Here is a 16224-nt window from a genome sequence, read left to right on the forward strand (position 1 = left end):
ACCGCCGGGTCTGCCGCCGTAGTTAACACCTTCACCGGGGGGCCTGCTGCTGCCCTCACCCTCACTGGGGGGTCTGCCGCTGCTTTCGCCACTATCGGTGGGAGCTTTGCCGCCGCTGTCGCCGGATCTGGGGGGAGCAGGATTATTAGACTGGCTGTTAGACCCACCTGATTCGTTTTCGCTATTATCACTATTTGACATTTAGTTTAAATTTCCTCCTATATTTTGCCTGAACCCATTTTATCTACTCCACCTCGACTGCGCTCCTTTCAGGCAAAGCCTCACCGAATTCTTTTAGATGCTGGCGTGTTTCAAGGTCTATAGTAATCTTAAGGGCATTTTCCACAGATTTCTTTTCCAACCCTTTTTTCCAACATTCGCTGACACTGCAAAGATAAGCGCCGCGCCCCGCTTTTTTTCCGGTAGAATCAATTTCTACCTTGCCTTCTTGGGTGCGTACCAACCGAATAAAACCACGCTTGGCATTGGAACTGCGACAGGCAATACAAGTGCGTTGCGGCACATGTTTGGGGCGTGGTCCCTTTGGTTTTTTCCCTTTAGAGGGTGTTGCGCTTATAACCATAGAACTAGCCGTTCACCTTGAAACTATCAATTAGTTCACCGTCAAAAAATATGTCAAGATGGTCGCCATTTACTTCCAATTCAACCAACTGACCCACATATTCTTCGGCTAAGGGTCCATAAGCCTCGTTACGGAAGACTACCTTGCGATCCTTGCGGACGGTACGGGTCTCACGTTCCGCGCTTGAATCTGTCCCACCCTCATTGCCTTCTTCTACAGGAATATCACCGTTATATTCTTCAGCGCGGAAGGCTCGTACCAGTTCATCGCCAAACATTACCAGCAAGCGTTGTCCGTTATCGAACAAAGTCACATTCTGGTTAGCAAATTGTGGCGGCAAAGGACCTAAAGTCACCCCGTTATAAGTGAAAGTGCCATCTTTACGAACCTTGCGAGCTTCGCCGCCGGAGGGTTTTGCTAAACTCTCATCTTCGGCTTCCTCCGCATTGAAGCTGATACCGGCAGCGGCAGCGGCTCTGGCGAACGAATTTGCCATGTTGTTTTCCATGCGTTGTTCTTCGCGACTGAGGGCAGCCCGCGCCAATTTCGCGAAATCATCATCTTCAAGGCTACCGTGAGAATAGCTACCGCTGGCAGCGGCTGATGCGGCTGTGATGGGCTTAATGTCTATCCGCCATCCGGTTAATTTTGCGGCAAGGCGGGCGTTTTGCCCTTCTTTACCGATTGCAAGGGATAGCTGGTTCTGTGGAACCAATACCAACGCGCTTTTTTCCTCCTCATCAAGTTCCACACGTACCACCTGAGCAGGGCTTAGCGCGTTAGCAATGTACTTTGCCATATCGGTATCCCACGGTAAAACATCTATTTTCTCGCCATAAAGCTCGTTCACAATGTTTTGGATGCGGACACCCCGCATACCCACGCAACTTCCTACCGGGTCAATCCCTTCTTGGCGGGCGGCAACCGCTACTTTAGAGCGTAAGCCGGGTTCGCGGGCGATGGATTTAATTTCTACGGTGCCGTTAAAAATTTCTGGCACTTCTATTTCAAAAAGGCGGCGCAACAAGTTACGGTGTGTGCGTGAGACGATGAGTTGTGCGCCGCGATGGTTCTTTTGCACCTCAACTAGAAAGACTTTTATGCGTTGTGCCACGCGATACCGTTCGGTGGGAACTTGCTCTGCGGGGGGCATCAATGCTTCGGCGCGGGGTTCGAGTTCGATAGTAATACCCTTTGCATCTATTCGCTGGATAGTCCCGTTTACAATGTCGCCTTCGCGGTCAGTAAAGGTTTCATATATATGGTCGCGCTCTGCTTCTCGAAAGCCCTGCAATAACACTTGCTTAGTGGTTTGAGCGGCAATGCGCCCGAAATCTTTAGGCGTATCATCAACCTCGTAAATATCGCCTACTTTAAGATGGGTACGTGAATTTAAACCGCGCACTTCCTCAATGCCGATTTCAAGGCGTTCATCTCCCACCTCTTCCACGATGCTGCGCTGGATAAAAACGCGCACATCTCCGCTGGTCAAATCCACCCGGATGTTCTGGGAAGCGGCGATAGTATTTACTCTTTTGTAAGCGGCTTTGAGCGCGTTTTCCAGAATACCAACTACGGTCTCTTTAGCGAGACCTCTATCCGCAGCAATCTGGGCTATAGCTGCTCTAAAATCGCTTTTCATACGCGAAGCTCCTTGTCTATGTCCATATTCAATTTTTAGTCTTTTTCAAAATAACAGCCCAAGCCTGAAAATCAGGGTGGGCTACCGGGAACGAACTAGCTTGACTTTCAAACTCGCCGCAACCGCTACTTAAAGCGGGACGGGAGCAGCATTATCTTAATCAATACGCATTGCAAACAGTCCTCGATAGTCAAAAGTTAGCTAACAATTAAAAAAGCAGGTTAGCAAAAGCCCACCTTTAGTTAGACTTCTATTCAGGCTAAATTATACCACCACGCCCATCCCTTTGCAATAGTTTGGAAAATCGCGACAGGGCGATTGCAAGAACGGGTTCGGATTCTGTAGGAGCAACCTCGGTGTTGCGACAAGACGCGCCCTCGATGGGTGGCGCAAATCGGCTGGCAGAGCAGCCTCGCACAGGGGCAATCGTTAGAAGGGCGTATTCAAATACGCCCCTACGGGAAGGGGTCACATTACAGTTTTGATATATTGAGCGGCGCGGTGGGCGATGGTTTCGATGGTAATCATCGGGTTTACGCCACAGGCGGTAGGGAAGGCGCTGGCATCGGTTATGAACAAACCGGGCGTGGTATGCGCCTCGTTGTGTTGGTTGACTACCGAACGCGCCGGGTCACTGCCCATGCGGCAACTGCACATTTGATGAAAGCTACTGTAGATGGTTTGGTTTGCGCCCCAGCCGCGCCGGTCTATTTCTTCCATAAAATGTTGGCGAGTTTGCCCCGATTTGCCCGGTTCGTATTTCGCTGGAACGGGTTGGACGCTGTATATTTCCTTTGCGCCTGCCGCTTCCAGAATTTGAATTGCGCCTTCGGTTGCCGCTCGCATGTGGGCGGTATCGTATTTGGATAGCTGGTAGTTAAATATCGGTTGCCCGTATTTGTTCAAGCGCACCTCGCCCCCGTCTCGGTCACGTAGTAACGCCCCGATATAGGCGGTATGTTTCAAGTTGCCCATCAATTTCTTGAAGGCGCGTCCGTTTTCCCAACCGAAAATATAGGAGGGAGTTACCAGATGCGCCGGCGCGGTTTCAAAGATTGCGCCATAGCCTTTGCCATCGAGATTGGAGAATTGGGTACTGTAGCAGCCTTGCATTACGCCCGTCCATGGGCGCACTTCTTCTTCTTCCATTCGCGCCATTACCACCCCAATCGGATGAAGTCGTAGGTTTTTGCCAACCGTTGCGCCGCCGATTTTAGAGCGCAGCAGCAAGGCGGGGGTGTGCAATGCGCCGCAAGCAGCCACCACCGCTTTAGCTTTAACGGTCAGGTTAAATTTTTCGCCGCTTTCTGGATTTGTGACGGTGGCAACCACTCCAGAGGCGCGACCCTTTTCAGTCAAGATTATATCAGCGGCGCAATTCACGATAAAACGCGCCCCATGCAGGTTAGCTTCTTCCAACCAAGTAAGGAGGGTACTTTGCTTTGCGCCTTTCTGACAGCCGTAAATGCAGTAGCCACACTCATCATCCTGACTACAGCCGCGCACGTTACGCGGCATCAAATCCTTGTGCCAGCCGAGCTTTTCCAGACCTCGAAATAAAACGGTATCGCGCCCACTCAAGCGGTTATACTTATTAGATATGCCGAGCTTATCATGTACTGCCCGGTTGCTTTGTTCGTATTCGGGCGTGTCAAAAACCTTGAAGCTGGAAAGGCTATCCCATTCGCGGCGGATTGTTTCAGGCGTGGCAAAACTGGTGGTGTAATTAATGACAGTTCCGCCACCCAAACAGCTACCTGCTAGGAGAGCTACCCCTTGATTGCTGGTAGCCGTTTTACCGCCGTCCAGATAAAGTTTGCCCAATAGTTCGCTCTCTACCTGATTGAAATCGGCTTCGTTATAATATCCGCCCTTCTCTAGCACAATTACATCTAGCCCGGCTTTAGCTAGTTCTCCCGCTACTACGCCCCCACCCGCTCCGCTGCCAACCACCACCACATCGCAACTTAGGAGGGAATGGCGCGAAACTTCGATAGGTTTGATGGGTTTGGGTTTTTCGGGGGCTGGAAAGAGCGCTCCGGGGTAGCCGATTATTTCCCAAGTGGGGTTAGGGCGTTCCCCGAACTTTTGAGTACCAAAAAAGCCGGTAGCTGCCAGCGCCTTAAACACTTTGAACGCGCTTCGGAGCGCGGAAAGCTTATGGGTAGCCAGTTTGAGCAGGTATTGTTCTCTTTGGGTTGGATTCATATTGCTAAAAGGGTGGGCAGTTCCGGCAATCGCTATATTAGCGAAACGGTTGTTGATTAGCCTTAGAAATAGGCGTATTTGTGCTAGGTTATCGGGGTTGGGCAATTTCTCCAGCGTTTCAACCACCAAATCGGCAACTTTTAAGTCGTTCGCCCCGAAATATAAGGGAGAGCCTGCTTCCGCTTCATTTCTGAAAGAGGGGATGAGGGTACTGCACAGGGCTTCGATGGCTCGCCGCTCTTTTGCATTTAATATAGGTTTATGGGTGACCATTTTTTGAAATCCCTGTAAGCGATTCTAATTGTACATGAGTTTGCGGCGGCGGCTTCCAATTCATTTTAGCATAATTGCTATTATGCGGGGATTTTAGCTCTATTTGAATTGGTTTGCCTCTAGCCAAGCCGAATGTTATATTAAAGTTACATGAAACAATACCAAGTAGCCAAGATGAGGGATTGTTAGCAATGATTGAGGAATTGGCAAGCTATTTTGACATTTTACAAACCCGCTTTGATTGGCTTGTGGATACGCTTTCCGAAATCGGAGAGGATGTTGAACAGCTAAACTGGCTGCCGGTTGGGAATGAGCAGCCAAGCATTTTTAGGCTGGTAGCGTTTATTGCGCTTAATGCAGATTATTGGGTGGGGCATTTAGTAGGTGGGCGCGGTGAACCTGCCGGGTTCGCTAGTGTGCTTGACGAAGCAAGCGGTACTGACTCTGCTGTATTAAGGCAATTATTGAGTAGCGCTCTGGAAACGGTTCGCGAAGTTTTTGAAAACGTTACACCTACCCAAATGAACCGGATGATTGAATATGCAGATGAGATTTTCACCCCACGTCAGTGCATAATACAAGTAATAGATCAGGCAGCAGCGCGTTGCGGCGAGATAGAAGTTATAAGGCGCTGGTATTCTTTCGCAAACCCTGATTAATCTCTCGTAAAGGACAAAAAAAATGAACGAGAAAACTGCGCGTGGTAATGGTAAAAGATTAAAGATAACGGTTATTGGCGGCGGGACAGGGGTTTCTACGGTATTAGGAGAATTGAAGAAAGTAAGCGATGTAACCGCTATTGTTAGCACGATGGATAGCGGCGGCAGTAGCGGGCGTTTGCGGGATGAACACGGCATCCTACCGCCCGGTGATATTCTCAAGTGTATTTCTGAATTGTTGCCGGACGACCCCCGCAGCACAAAGTGGCGCGACATTCTGAATTATCGTTTTCGCAAGGGGAAAGGGTTGGAAGGGCATAGTCTCGGCAACCTTTTATTAGCCGCCGCTTATGACTGGGAAGGCGGTACAAACTTTGGCATTGATGCGGTTTCGTGGTTGTTGAGCTTGCAAGGGCAGGTGTTGCCGGTCACACTGAACGATGTGCAGTTGATTGCCAAGCTCTCGGATGGCTCCGATATAGAGGGTGAAACAAAAATTGACTTACGCAAGGATGACCTGTATCGCCGGATTGAGTATATTTATACCTCCCGCCGCGCCCAAGTTTATAAGCCAGCCTACGAAGCAATCTTGAAAGCCGACAAGGTTGTGATTGGACCCGGCAGCCTATTTACCAGCGTTTTGCCAAATTTTCTGGTAGAGGGCTTGCCGGAAGCTTTGGCGGAGACAACCGCGCAAAAAATTTATGTGTGTAATCTTGTAACTGACCCTTCTGAAACCGATGGTTATAAAGCCAGCGACTTCATTGACAAGGTGAATGAATATTGTCAGGAGGGTGAATTGATGGATTATATGGTAGTAAATACGGGTCCGATTAGCGAGGTAGCCCGCCGTATGTACGAGACTGAACGCAAATTCCCGGTGGAACTCGACATGTCAGATTGCGAGAAAAAAGTTAGGAAGGGCGTTATTACCGGGGCGTATTGCAAAGGGAAGACGATTTTACGGCACGATAGCGCGAGTTTGGCACAAACGATTCTAGCGCTTTGATTTAAGGCGGAGGCGCATGGGAGTCGAACCCACCTGCGCCGTTCTAACGACGCACAGCAGTTTTGAAGACTGTGGCAACCACCCGGTCACATGCGCCTCCCCGAAAGCTATGAGGATTGTACGTATGTGGGTTGTGCCTGTCAAATGGGTATGAAATAAAAAAGCGGCAATAGGGTTAGCCTCACCGCTTTGGGTTACATTGATGAGTGAAGTGGATTTTTTTTTGGAGAGAATACAACTTCTTTGAAATCCGGCTAAAGGATTTAATGTGCTTCAGCCGTAGCTGTATTTTAGTACACCTGCTTGTTAAAAACATCACCATTATTGATGATTTTTATAGTCTGAATATACCTCGAATTTTATTATTTATAGTTATAGTGCTTTTATATCGGTTCTTAAAGGGGTTTGTGTAAAGGCGCATTCCGATGCGCTCTCGATGGGTGGGGCAAAATCGGCTGACAGAGCATCCTCGCACAGGGGCAAGGGACGAAGGGCGATTCACGAACCGCACCTACAAAAACCACCCTTCCGACCAGTCGTTTTTAATCTTGCCATGTCTATAGGTCAATGGTATAATAAAGTGTAAACCGATATTGGAACTTATATTCGAAAACTTAAAGAAACGCGGAGAGATTTAGATACAATGAAGGTCATTTTGACTCAGGAGATTGCTCATCTGGGCAGCACCGGCGAGATTAAAGAAGTAGCAAACGGTTACGCACGCAACTTTTTGTTGCCTCGCGGGTTGGCAAGAGCCGCTACTTTAGGTGCAGTGAAGGTAGTTGAACGCAAGAAAGCTGCGGAAGAACGCCGCATAGCTCTGCTTGAAGAAGAAAACAAATCGTTGGCAGAACTTATTGCCAAGCAAACTCTCACCATTACTGCCAAAGTTGGGCGAGAGGGTCGCCTTTATGGCTCGGTAACTGCCGCACAAATTGCTGAAGCTTTGAGCGCAAAAATCGGTCATGAAATTGATCGGCGCAAGGTTGAACTCACAGAAAATATTCATACCACCGGTTCTTACGAGATTGCTGTCAAATTAGTTGGCAAACTCGCACCGAAGGTAACGGTTAAAGTGGTTGGCGAAGCAGAAGAACAAACTGCCGAACAAACCGATTCAGCCGAAAGCTAGAATTTAAGCGGAAGGCAAGGCGCAAAAACCTTGTCGGATATTCTAAAAACATAATAACTTATGAATTATGCCTTGTCCCCGACGCAAGGCAATAATTCTCGAAAATGAGCTTAGCCATTATCATTAATAATGACGCTCATTTGTAGCGCGTTGCAAAACGCAGCGTTATGTATATTTACGTGTCGGGTGTCTGAAATAAGGACACCCTTTTTGCGTATGTATTCACGACTCTGTGAATCTTCTGGACGGTTATAAGCAAAAGATGATTTTTCTATGCTTCACCGAACAGGTTTATTTGCTCACGCTTCAACATATATAATGTAGTCGGGCTATCAAGTTTAAAAGGGTGGTCTGGCTATGACCGTTGAAAAAGTTTACTCCCCCTCCAGCCCTGAATATAACCTCGATAGCCTGAGAGGGCAACCCCTTAAGGGCCGCTTCACTGCGAATATACAAGCTCCTGCTCCTGTTGAGAAGCAGATTCCTCATAGCCCTGAAGCGGAAGCAGCCGTAATCGGTTCGTTGCTGATTGATAGGGATGCAGTAATAAAAGTTGCGCCTATCCTTAAAGCTGCCGATTTCTTTGGGGAGGAACGCGCCTCTATTTATGAGGCGGTAATGAGCCTTTACCAACAACGCGCCCCTAGCGACCTTGTTACTTTGCGGGATGAATTGCGCCGGAGGGGGAGGCTTGGTGAGGGGGATGGACAGGTTAAGTCGAGCGACCTTCTAAACCTTATTTGCGCCACCGCTACTCCGGTTCATGTCGAATATTATGCGCGGATTGTGCTGCGTTTCGCGATTATGCGCCGGTTAATTTCTGCCGGAGCGCAGGTAACTGCCCTTGGTTTCGATGAGCGTATCGAAACTCAGGAAATGTTGGATAAGGCGCAAGAACTTGTCTTTGGGGTAGCGCAAGATGGCGTAAAACGTGACGCTGTAAAAGTCGGTTCGATTCTAGAAGAATATTTTGACCGTTTAGCTTATCTCCATGAGCATCGGGGAGAAATCATCGGGGTGCCGAGCGGTTATGCAGACCTTGACCGCTTGACCGGGGGCTTCCAGAACTCTGACCTTATTATCCTTGCTGCCCGCCCTGCCGTTGGTAAAACTAGCTTGGCTTTGGGCTTTGCCTATAACATGGCGATGACAGGTAATCGTCCGGTTGGAGTTTTCAGCCTTGAAATGTCGCGTGAGCAATTGGTACAGCGTATGCTGGCAATGGAAACTGGCGTTGACTCTCAGCGGTTACGCACCGGATATGTGGATGAAAGCGAATGGGATAGATTAACCCGCTCATTTGGACGGCTTGCTACTGCGCCACTCTACATAGACGACTCGGCGGGCATTACTATTATGGAACTGCGTAGCAAGGCACGCCGCCTCCACGCTGAACATGGCATCGGGTGTTTGATAATTGATTATCTTCAATTAATGATTGGTTCTCGCAATGAGAATCGGGTGCAAGAGGTCTCGGAAATTTCCCGCAACCTTAAAGCGCTTGCCCGTGAACTCAATATTCCGATTATATGCCTGAGCCAATTAAGCCGCGCGGTGGAAAGTCGCACTAATCATGTACCACAGCTAAGCGACTTGCGAGAGTCCGGTTCGATTGAGCAAGATGCCGATATTGTAATGTTTATCTATCGCGATGAACTATACAACCCGGAAACCGATAAAAAGAATATTGCTGAAATCCATGTTGCCAAACATCGCAACGGACCGGTTGGAACAATCCAACTTTTCTTCCATAATAAAACTACGCGCTTTAGTGACCTTGCGCCTATGCGCTAATAAGGCAAAGAAGGTGGTTTAATGGCTTTGCCGTCCAATCTTTTTAATGGTTTCGATAGCGGGAAGTCTGGGGATTTGCGCCTGACCGGAGTTCCCGCCAGTTTCTTTACCCGCCTACTGCCTCGCATCAACAATCTGAACGAGCTTAAAGTCGTGCTGTTTATTCTCTATTTGGCTGGTCAAAAACGAGGCGAACCTAAATGGGTCGGTTATTGGGAATTGGAGCGCAACGAGGAGCTTATGGAAGGGCTGAAGCGTCCGGGAGACCCTCGCCCCTCTGCTGAGTTGTTGCGGGAAGGGCTAGAATTGGCGGTAACGCGCGGTTCTCTCTTGCGTTTGATGGTTGCGTCTGCCCCTAATGATTTTGCAGAAGGGCATGACTTCGAGCCTTTAACTGAGCCTAGCGTGGTGACATGGTTTCTATTAAATACCTCTGGGAATCGTGCTTTTATAGCAGACCTCGAAAGCGGCAAAGTTGCGCTGGAAAACACTAATTTGGTGAGTGGAATTGATTTCCCTGAATGGAATACTGCCTCAAATGTTTCATATGACTCTGTGGAAGGCGCACGGGATGTAATTAATCGCTGGCAGGAAGTGCGTTTGCAATCTGCTAGACCTGATATATATACTCTCTATGAGCAAAACATTGGGGTGCTAACTCCGATGTTGAGTGAGCGACTTGGAGAAGCTACAAAGCTTTACCCGATAGAATGGTTGGAAGAAGCTTTCCAACAAGCGGTAACATATAATCGGCGAAATTGGGCTTATATTTCCAGAATTTTGGAAAATTGGGCTACAGAAGGGCACGAGAATTATGGATATGAACGAGAAGGACAAGCAGGACGCGGAAGAAATGGAAGAGCAAATTTTGCTGGCAGCGGAACGGGAACGCCTAGAACGCGCCAGCAAGATTCAGAAGCCACGCCGGGATCGGGAGGACATACCACGCCGAATCGGGCTGGAAGATCTGGGTCTCGATATGCGCCGAGCGATGCAGCAATCGACTACTCCAAATATACCACCGGCAAATACGCCTATCTCAACGCCCAACACCGCACTAGACCACACACCAAAGACGAGCATTGATTTTTCCCAAAGGCGGATTCCGCAAGGTTGGCGAGTAGTTACGCCCCAACAAGAAATCTATCCTGAGATTCCTCTAGAGCCGGGCGCGTGTCCGGTTTGCAGAGGCACCGGGTGGTTGCGGATGGATGCGCCGGTTGGTGACCCCAACTTCGGGAGGATTATTCCTTGCGGCTGTAAAATTGATGAACAGATTGCCGGTGAATCTGAGAGGTTGCAAAAGCTCAGTAACCTTGACGCTTTCCGCAATATGACCTTTGATAACTTCAATCGTCTTAAGGGAGTGCGCGAGAATTTCGAAATCTCTTTGCGCTATGCCCGTGACCCCAACGGGTGGTTGCTTTTCTTTGGCAATTTTGGCACAGGTAAAACCCACCTTGCCGCCGCCATTGCCAATTATGCCCTACGCAACCTCAAAATGAAGGTGTACTTCACGGCTGTACCTGACTTGCTAGATTATCTCCGCGCTTCCTTTGACCCCAATTCTACCGGCGGTAGCTATGATGACCGCTTTGAGGAAATCAAAAATGTGCCTTTATTAGTTCTGGATGATTTAGGCACCGAGAATACCAGTCCTTGGGCGCGTGAAAAACTTTACCAACTCATTAATCACCGCTATAATCTGAAGCTACCAACTGTATTTACTACTAATGTGGATATGGATAGGTTGGATGGACGGATTAGTTCCCGTATAGGTGATGCGGCGCTGTGTAGTTTGGTTTTGTTTAACCAAGTAGATGATTACAGGCAGATGCCCCTTGAACGCCGTGAGTGGGCGAAACAAAATCAGGGCGTTGATTCTAGGGGGAATAAGCCGCAAAACAATACTCGCGCTGGAAATAATATCCCACCTACACGCCGCGACCACCGTTAACAACAAAAGAATTTCTGCTTCCCCCTTCCGAACAGGTAGGGGGAATTAGTGTTTAAAGGAAAAATCAGGCAGTGCTAATTGATGCTCATGCACATCTTGACCTCGAACATTATGAGGCTGACCGCAACCAAACCATTGAACGCGCTAAAGCAAATGGGATTGAGCGAATCATAAATGTAGGGATTGAATCTTCGCGCTGGCAAAATTCGCTTGAATTGGCGCGACAAAATCAAGGTTATATTTATTTGGCGTTAGGGTTGCACCCTAATGATATTAATCGGGAGCAAAACCCTGCTGAAGCCTTGCGTTATTTAGAAAAGTTGGTTGTTGACAACCCTAATATAATCGTGGCGATTGGGGAAACAGGGCTAGATTATTACCACAAAGATACCACTCGCGAATTACAAGAAGAATATTTTTTGAAGCAAATCGAGTTGGCGCGGCGGTTAAAGCTGCCGCTGGTAATCCATTGCCGAGATGCTATGGCTGATACTCTTGCCCTTCTTCGCCGCTATGCTCGCCAATTGCCTATCATGATGCACTGTTTTACAGGTACGCCCCAAGAGGCTTTGGCTTGTCTCGAATTGGGCGAGCGCGTATATATTTCGCTGGCAGGACCTGTCACCTATAAAAATGCTCATGAGCGGCATCAGGTTGCGGGTATTGTGCCGCTAAATCGGTTGTTGCTAGAAACCGATTGCCCCTTCCTAACACCCCATCCCTTTCGAGGAAGAAGGAACGAACCCGCCTATGTCAGATTTGTCGCTGAAAAAATTGCCGAAATAAAGGCAATCAGTTATGATGAAGTGGTTCATATCACCGGGGGAAATGTAAAAGAACTATTTGGGATACAATAAATAGCATGGAAGAACTTGAGCCTGAAAATCTAACAGTGGCGCAATGCCAACGTGAAGTGCGTAAATTCCTCGAAGAGCGGGGCTGGTCGCCGCGAGACACCGAAGGGCGCTATTACACTGTAATTCACGCAATGGAAGAGTTAGGGGAAGTTGCCCGCAGTATTACCCATCTGGAAAGCCGCCGCGCGGAAGTCCAAGAAATGCGCGGTGCGGCTGTTTCCACTCTCGAAGAATTGGCGGACGAATTGGCAGATGTGTATTTTCACATGCTAAAGTTAGCCGATGCTTATGGCTTGGAGTTGTCAGAAGCCTTCATTCGCAAAATCGCCCGCAATCGCGCAAAATTTCCTCTGGAACAATTTGAGGGAATGGGCTTTTAGATGATAAGCATGTATCAATTGCAAATATTTCTATCGGTGGTGGAGCGCGGGAGTTTCTCAGCCGCTGCCGAAGAATTACACCTGACTCAACCCGCCGTTAGCATGCAGGTACGTACCCTTGAAGAACGCTACGGTGTGAAGCTCTTTTCCCGGATTGGGCAACGCATCGAATTGACCGAAGCAGGTAGAAGCCTGCTAGAACCTGCCCGCAAATTATTGTCACAAGCGTATCTGTTAGAAGAACACTTTAGCGCAGGTTTGGGCGATTTGCGCGGTCGGCTTAATATCAGTTATAGTCGTAATAGCGCGGTAGCGCTTTATTTCTTCCTTAAATTACTTGCGCCTTTCCGCGAACGCTATACTAAAGTACAATTCTCTTTCCAAGAAATGAATGAAGAAACCATACAGAGTATGGCGCTGGAAAGAGAGATTAACTTTGGTATTATTACCGGTGTGACCCGTCACCGTGGGCTTGATTCTCTAGTGTTAACCAAAGACCATGTTGTGTTAGCGGTTCCTATTGGTCATAAGTGGGAAGGTCAGCATATTAGAATAGCTGATTTAAAGGGCGTTCCTTTCATTTTGCGTTCTACCGGTTCGGAAACACGGCGGATGGGTGAATTAGCGTTACGTTCCGCTGGTATGACTTATAGCGACTTGCAAGTTGTGGCTGAAATGGATAGCTCGGAAGGGGTTGCGCTGGCAGTTGAAAATGGGCTAGGGGTTGGTTTAATCAGCGAATCGGTAGTTTCTCGCTTTGCAATAGGCGGCTCGTTAGCCCTTGCGAGAATTGAGCTATCCCTACAGGAACAGGCAGGCGGCGCTGCTTTATGTCGTGAATTAACCCTAGTAAAACTTGCCTCAAACCTAGACCGCCAACCCTCCCCTGCACAAGACCGGCTTTGGGAACATCTGCGTACTCAATTGATGGAGGAGAAAAACCAACTATGACCGTAAAGCCTAATTTTGATGGGGAAGGCTACAACCAAGAAATTTTCAAGTGGAATGACTAAGGCGCTTATAACTGGCGGCGCGGGCTTTATCGGCTCGCATTTGGCGGAGTATTTGCTAAATCTTGGTCAAGAAGTTTACATAATTGATGATTTATCCACCGGCAGCATTTATAATATCCAACATTTCAAGAAGAATCCCCGCTTTCACTACGAGATTGATACCATAATGCACGAGTCTTTGCTGGCGGAGTTAATAGATAGCTGCGGGGCGGTTTATCATTTGGCGGCAGCGGTGGGTGTCCGCCTGATTGTAGAATCCCCGATTCGCACCATCGAAACCAACACCAAAGGTACTGAATTGGTTTTGAAGTGGGCTGCCAAGAAAAAGAAAAAAGTCATAATTGCCTCTACCAGCGAGGTTTACGGCAAGAGTACGAAAACCCCATTTACCGAAACAGATGACCTTTTGCTCGGTCCCAGTTACAAAGGGCGTTGGAGTTATGCTTGCTCCAAATTGTTGGATGAGTTTCTTGGGTTGGCTTACTATCGAGAGTTGGGTACTCCCGCGCTTGTTGCTCGGCTGTTTAATACGGTAGGACCTCGCCAAACCGGGCAGTATGGCATGGTGATACCGCGTTTCGTAAAGCAGGCGCTATCCGGTGCGCCCCTCACCGTATATGATGACGGTCAAATGATACGCGCTTTCTCGTATGTGGGCGATATTGTATGGGCGTTGGAAAAACTAATGGCGCATCCTGATACGGTGGGCGAGATATATAATATTGGAAATCCAGAGCCGGTAACAATCGAGAATCTCGCAAGGCGGGTAATTTCGCTTTGCGGCAGTAAATCCGCCATTGAATATGTGCCTTATAGCAACGCCTATACCGAAGGCTTTGAAGATATTCGAGAACGAATACCAGACATCACTAAGGTGCAGCAACTGATTGGATTTGAACCTAAAGTGTCGCTGGACGAAATATTAAGGCGGGTAATTGACCATATGCGTGACAACGAAAATATTTAGCCGGACGCAAACCCGCCGTAACATTACATATTACAAGCCTACTACCGAACTGCGCCCGTAGGCTACGGTTGGGTCGGTAATCACATTAATCAGAGCCGGTTTTTGCTGCTGTTTGGCAAATTCAAAAGCTCGCGCTAGGGCAGGGCAAATATCTTCAGGACGTTCCACGCGCTCACCGTAACCGCCCAAGCCTTCCGCCATTTTCTCATACTGGACTGCTTGAGAAAGTTCGGCGGCAATGCTGTTGCCGAAAAACATTTTTTGCGGGTGTTTTATCTGTCCCCATGCGCCATCATTGCCGATAACACACACTACCGGGATATTCTGCCGCGCCATTGCTTCGAGTTCCATCCCGTTTAAGCCGAAACTACCATCTCCAAATAGCAAGAGTACCTGCTTATCAGGACGCGCCAATTTAGCGGCGATGGCATAGCCGGGACCAACGCCCAAAGTACCCATTGCGCCGGGGTCGAGCCAATGGGCAGGTTCATTTACCCGAATCACTCGCGCCCCAAACGTTACGATATCGCCGCCATCTCCGATAACCGTTGCATCCCGGTCAAGGAAATCGCGGATTTCGCGACACAAGCGCAATGGATGAATCGGCGAGGCAGCGCTGTTCATCAACGGCTCGTCTTTTGCCAATTGCTTGGCTTCATTTTCGCGCAAGGTTTTCAGCCAATCGTGCCGGGCGTTGCTTTCGCCTTTATTGCGCCAACCGGGAAGGTTTAAGTCTCTTATTAGCTGGTACAGCGCCAAGCCTACATTCGCCGCAATCGCAAGGGTTGGGCTTTTGTTTACGCCTATTTCGCGCGGTTCGACATCCATCCAGATTATTTTTGTATCTTCGCCGATACCTTCCCCAAAATTCAGCCGAAAATCTAGCGGTGTCCCGATAATCAGCAACACATCGGCATTTTTAAGGGCATGCTTGCGGCTCAAGGAAAAGAAAAGCGGGTGGTCGCTTGGCAGCAATCCACGCCCCATACCGTTTAAATAAGCGGGAATCTGAAGATTTTCAACCAATTGGCGGAAGGGCGCAACCCCCCGACACCACCATACCGCCCCACCCGCCATTATAGCCGGGCGTTCTGCTTGCGCCAGCAATTCTGCCGCTTCTTCCACGATTTGGGGATGCGCTTCACTCCCGTATATGGCGCGATAACCCGGCGCGGGAATAACCGCTTCTGTCACCGGTATCAGGTTGTTGAGTAGGTCAAATGGAATATCGAGAAAAGCCGGACCGGGCTTACCGCTCAAAGCGGCGCGAAAAGCATCCCCTACATGTTGGGCGATGCGGCGAGTCTCATAAACGGTGCGGGCGTATTTGGTAATAGGGCGTACCATTCCGATATGGTCTAATTCCTGAAGCCCGCCCATTCCATCCTGTGACAGAGGGGCGCGTCCGGCGATGATAATAACCGGGCTACCTGCTTGGTAAGCGTTGGCGATTCCGGTCATAGCGTTGGTTACACCGGGTCCGGCAGTGACCAGCGCGACCCCGATTTTCCCGGTGACTCGCGCCCAGCCTTCGGCTGCCATAACCGCGCTTTGCTCGTGCCGAACATCCACCACCCGGATGCCTTCATGCTTGCACCCCTCGTAAATCGCGGCAATATGCCCACCGCTGAGCGTGAATACCACTTCCACGCCTTCGCGTTTAAGCATACGGGCTACCAAACGCCCGCCGTGTATAGTTTCTGCGCCAAATTCAGCAATCAAGGCTTGTTCATGCTCTTTTGCCATAATC

At 48.9% G+C, this 16224-nt stretch carries 15 protein-coding genes, 1 tRNA gene and 1 pseudogene; 11 read left to right on the forward strand and 6 right to left on the reverse strand.

Annotation, left to right across the window (positions count from 1 at the left end; genetic code table 11):
• The 3 genes and pseudogenes from WCK19_RS15180 to nusA form a co-directional block, all read right to left on the reverse strand.
• Positions 1–201, reverse strand: a pseudogene (locus tag WCK19_RS15180) (hypothetical protein); the annotation flags it as partial.
• 43 nt (positions 202–244) lie between these two features.
• A complete protein-coding gene (locus tag WCK19_RS15185; RefSeq protein ID WP_342398240.1) occupies positions 245–583 on the reverse strand; it encodes a YlxR family protein in 339 nt (112 codons plus the stop codon).
• Positions 584–587: 4 nt separating this feature from the next.
• Positions 588–2225: a transcription termination factor NusA gene (nusA, locus tag WCK19_RS15190; protein ID WP_342398241.1), complete on the reverse strand. Its 1638-nt coding sequence runs from the start codon at positions 2223–2225 to the stop codon at positions 588–590.
• Positions 2226–2581: 356 nt separating this feature from the next.
• Here nusA and WCK19_RS15195 point away from each other — a divergent pair, with 356 nt between their 5' ends.
• The gene (locus tag WCK19_RS15195; protein ID WP_342398242.1) at positions 2582–2710 is read left to right on the forward strand and encodes a hypothetical protein; all 129 of its coding nucleotides are present in this window, start codon (positions 2582–2584) and stop codon (positions 2708–2710) included.
• Here the strand turns inward: WCK19_RS15195 and WCK19_RS15200 are convergent.
• Positions 2694–4706, reverse strand: a complete 2013-nt coding sequence (locus tag WCK19_RS15200) for a GMC family oxidoreductase N-terminal domain-containing protein (RefSeq protein WP_342398243.1) — start codon at positions 4704–4706, stop codon at positions 2694–2696. The genes WCK19_RS15195 and WCK19_RS15200 overlap by 17 nt on opposite strands.
• 191 nt (positions 4707–4897) lie before the next feature.
• Here WCK19_RS15200 and WCK19_RS15205 point away from each other — a divergent pair, with 191 nt between their 5' ends.
• Both WCK19_RS15205 and WCK19_RS15210 read left to right on the forward strand, forming a co-directional pair.
• Positions 4898–5365, forward strand: coding sequence for a hypothetical protein (locus tag WCK19_RS15205; protein WP_342398244.1), 468 nt, complete (start codon positions 4898–4900; stop codon positions 5363–5365).
• Positions 5366–5387: 22 nt separating this feature from the next.
• On the forward strand, positions 5388–6374 hold the full coding sequence (locus tag WCK19_RS15210) for a gluconeogenesis factor YvcK family protein (RefSeq protein WP_342398245.1): 987 nt from the start codon (positions 5388–5390) through the stop codon (positions 6372–6374).
• Positions 6375–6381: 7 nt separating this feature from the next.
• Here WCK19_RS15210 and WCK19_RS15215 read toward each other — a convergent pair.
• Positions 6382–6474 (reverse strand) — tRNA-Sec (locus WCK19_RS15215).
• Between the two features lie 543 nt (positions 6475–7017).
• On the opposite strand from WCK19_RS15215, the gene rplI reads away from it, so the two are divergent.
• The 8 genes from rplI (at position 7018) to WCK19_RS15255 (ending at position 14474) form a co-directional block, all read left to right on the forward strand.
• Positions 7018–7506 carry a 50S ribosomal protein L9 gene (rplI, locus tag WCK19_RS15220; protein ID WP_342398246.1) on the forward strand — a complete coding sequence of 163 codons (489 nt, stop codon included), beginning with the start codon at positions 7018–7020 and terminating at the stop codon, positions 7504–7506.
• A 357-nt stretch (positions 7507–7863) separates the two neighbouring features.
• Positions 7864–9300, forward strand: a complete 1437-nt coding sequence (gene dnaB / locus WCK19_RS15225) for a replicative DNA helicase (RefSeq protein WP_342398247.1) — start codon at positions 7864–7866, stop codon at positions 9298–9300.
• Between the two features lie 21 nt (positions 9301–9321).
• Entirely contained in the window at positions 9322–10386 is a 1065-nt protein-coding gene (locus WCK19_RS15230; RefSeq protein WP_342398248.1) for a DnaD domain protein, read from the forward strand.
• 247 nt (positions 10387–10633) lie between these two features.
• Entirely contained in the window at positions 10634–11257 is a 624-nt protein-coding gene (locus WCK19_RS15235; RefSeq protein ID WP_342398274.1) for an ATP-binding protein, read from the forward strand.
• A gap of 71 nt (positions 11258–11328) precedes the next feature.
• Entirely contained in the window at positions 11329–12114 is a 786-nt protein-coding gene (locus WCK19_RS15240; RefSeq protein ID WP_342398249.1) for a TatD family hydrolase, read from the forward strand.
• Positions 12115–12119: 5 nt separating this feature from the next.
• Positions 12120–12494 carry a MazG-like family protein gene (locus WCK19_RS15245; RefSeq protein ID WP_342398250.1) on the forward strand — a complete coding sequence of 125 codons (375 nt, stop codon included), beginning with the start codon at positions 12120–12122 and terminating at the stop codon, positions 12492–12494.
• The gene (locus WCK19_RS15250; RefSeq protein ID WP_342398251.1) at positions 12495–13445 is read left to right on the forward strand and encodes a LysR substrate-binding domain-containing protein; all 951 of its coding nucleotides are present in this window, start codon (positions 12495–12497) and stop codon (positions 13443–13445) included. It abuts the gene before it with no gap.
• Between the two features lie 54 nt (positions 13446–13499).
• Entirely contained in the window at positions 13500–14474 is a 975-nt protein-coding gene (locus WCK19_RS15255) for a GDP-mannose 4,6-dehydratase (RefSeq protein ID WP_342398252.1), read from the forward strand.
• Between the two features lie 30 nt (positions 14475–14504).
• On the opposite strand, the gene WCK19_RS15260 is transcribed toward WCK19_RS15255, so the two are convergent.
• Positions 14505–16220 (reverse strand): acetolactate synthase, encoded by a 1716-nt coding sequence (locus WCK19_RS15260; protein ID WP_342398253.1) that lies wholly within the window; start codon positions 16218–16220, stop codon positions 14505–14507.
• Between the last annotated feature and the right edge of the window lie 4 nt (positions 16221–16224).

Origin of the sequence: Candidatus Chlorohelix sp. (genome assembly GCF_037138995.1) — a bacterium.
Lineage (GTDB): Bacteria > Chloroflexota > Chloroflexia > Chloroheliales > Chloroheliaceae > Chlorohelix.

Bases quoted from the DNA above. Each gene is read 5' to 3' on its own strand.
- WCK19_RS15230 (WP_342398248.1), top strand. From the start codon at position 9,322: ATGGCTTTGCCGTCCAATCTTTTTAATGGTTTCGATAGCGGGAAGTCT.
- WCK19_RS15200 (WP_342398243.1), bottom strand. From the start codon at position 4,706: ATGGTCACCCATAAACCTATATTAAATGCAAAAGAGCGGCGAGCCATC.
- WCK19_RS15185 (WP_342398240.1), bottom strand. From the start codon at position 583: ATGGTTATAAGCGCAACACCCTCTAAAGGGAAAAAACCAAAGGGACCA.
- WCK19_RS15260 (WP_342398253.1), bottom strand. From the start codon at position 16,220: ATGGCAAAAGAGCATGAACAAGCCTTGATTGCTGAATTTGGCGCAGAA.
- WCK19_RS15205 (WP_342398244.1), top strand. From the start codon at position 4,898: ATGATTGAGGAATTGGCAAGCTATTTTGACATTTTACAAACCCGCTTT.
- nusA (WP_342398241.1), bottom strand. From the start codon at position 2,225: ATGAAAAGCGATTTTAGAGCAGCTATAGCCCAGATTGCTGCGGATAGA.
- WCK19_RS15235 (WP_342398274.1), top strand. From the start codon at position 10,634: ATGACCTTTGATAACTTCAATCGTCTTAAGGGAGTGCGCGAGAATTTC.
- WCK19_RS15250 (WP_342398251.1), top strand. From the start codon at position 12,495: ATGATAAGCATGTATCAATTGCAAATATTTCTATCGGTGGTGGAGCGC.
- WCK19_RS15210 (WP_342398245.1), top strand. From the start codon at position 5,388: ATGAACGAGAAAACTGCGCGTGGTAATGGTAAAAGATTAAAGATAACG.
- rplI (WP_342398246.1), top strand. From the start codon at position 7,018: ATGAAGGTCATTTTGACTCAGGAGATTGCTCATCTGGGCAGCACCGGC.
- dnaB (WP_342398247.1), top strand. From the start codon at position 7,864: ATGACCGTTGAAAAAGTTTACTCCCCCTCCAGCCCTGAATATAACCTC.
- WCK19_RS15255 (WP_342398252.1), top strand. From the start codon at position 13,500: ATGACTAAGGCGCTTATAACTGGCGGCGCGGGCTTTATCGGCTCGCAT.
- WCK19_RS15245 (WP_342398250.1), top strand. From the start codon at position 12,120: ATGGAAGAACTTGAGCCTGAAAATCTAACAGTGGCGCAATGCCAACGT.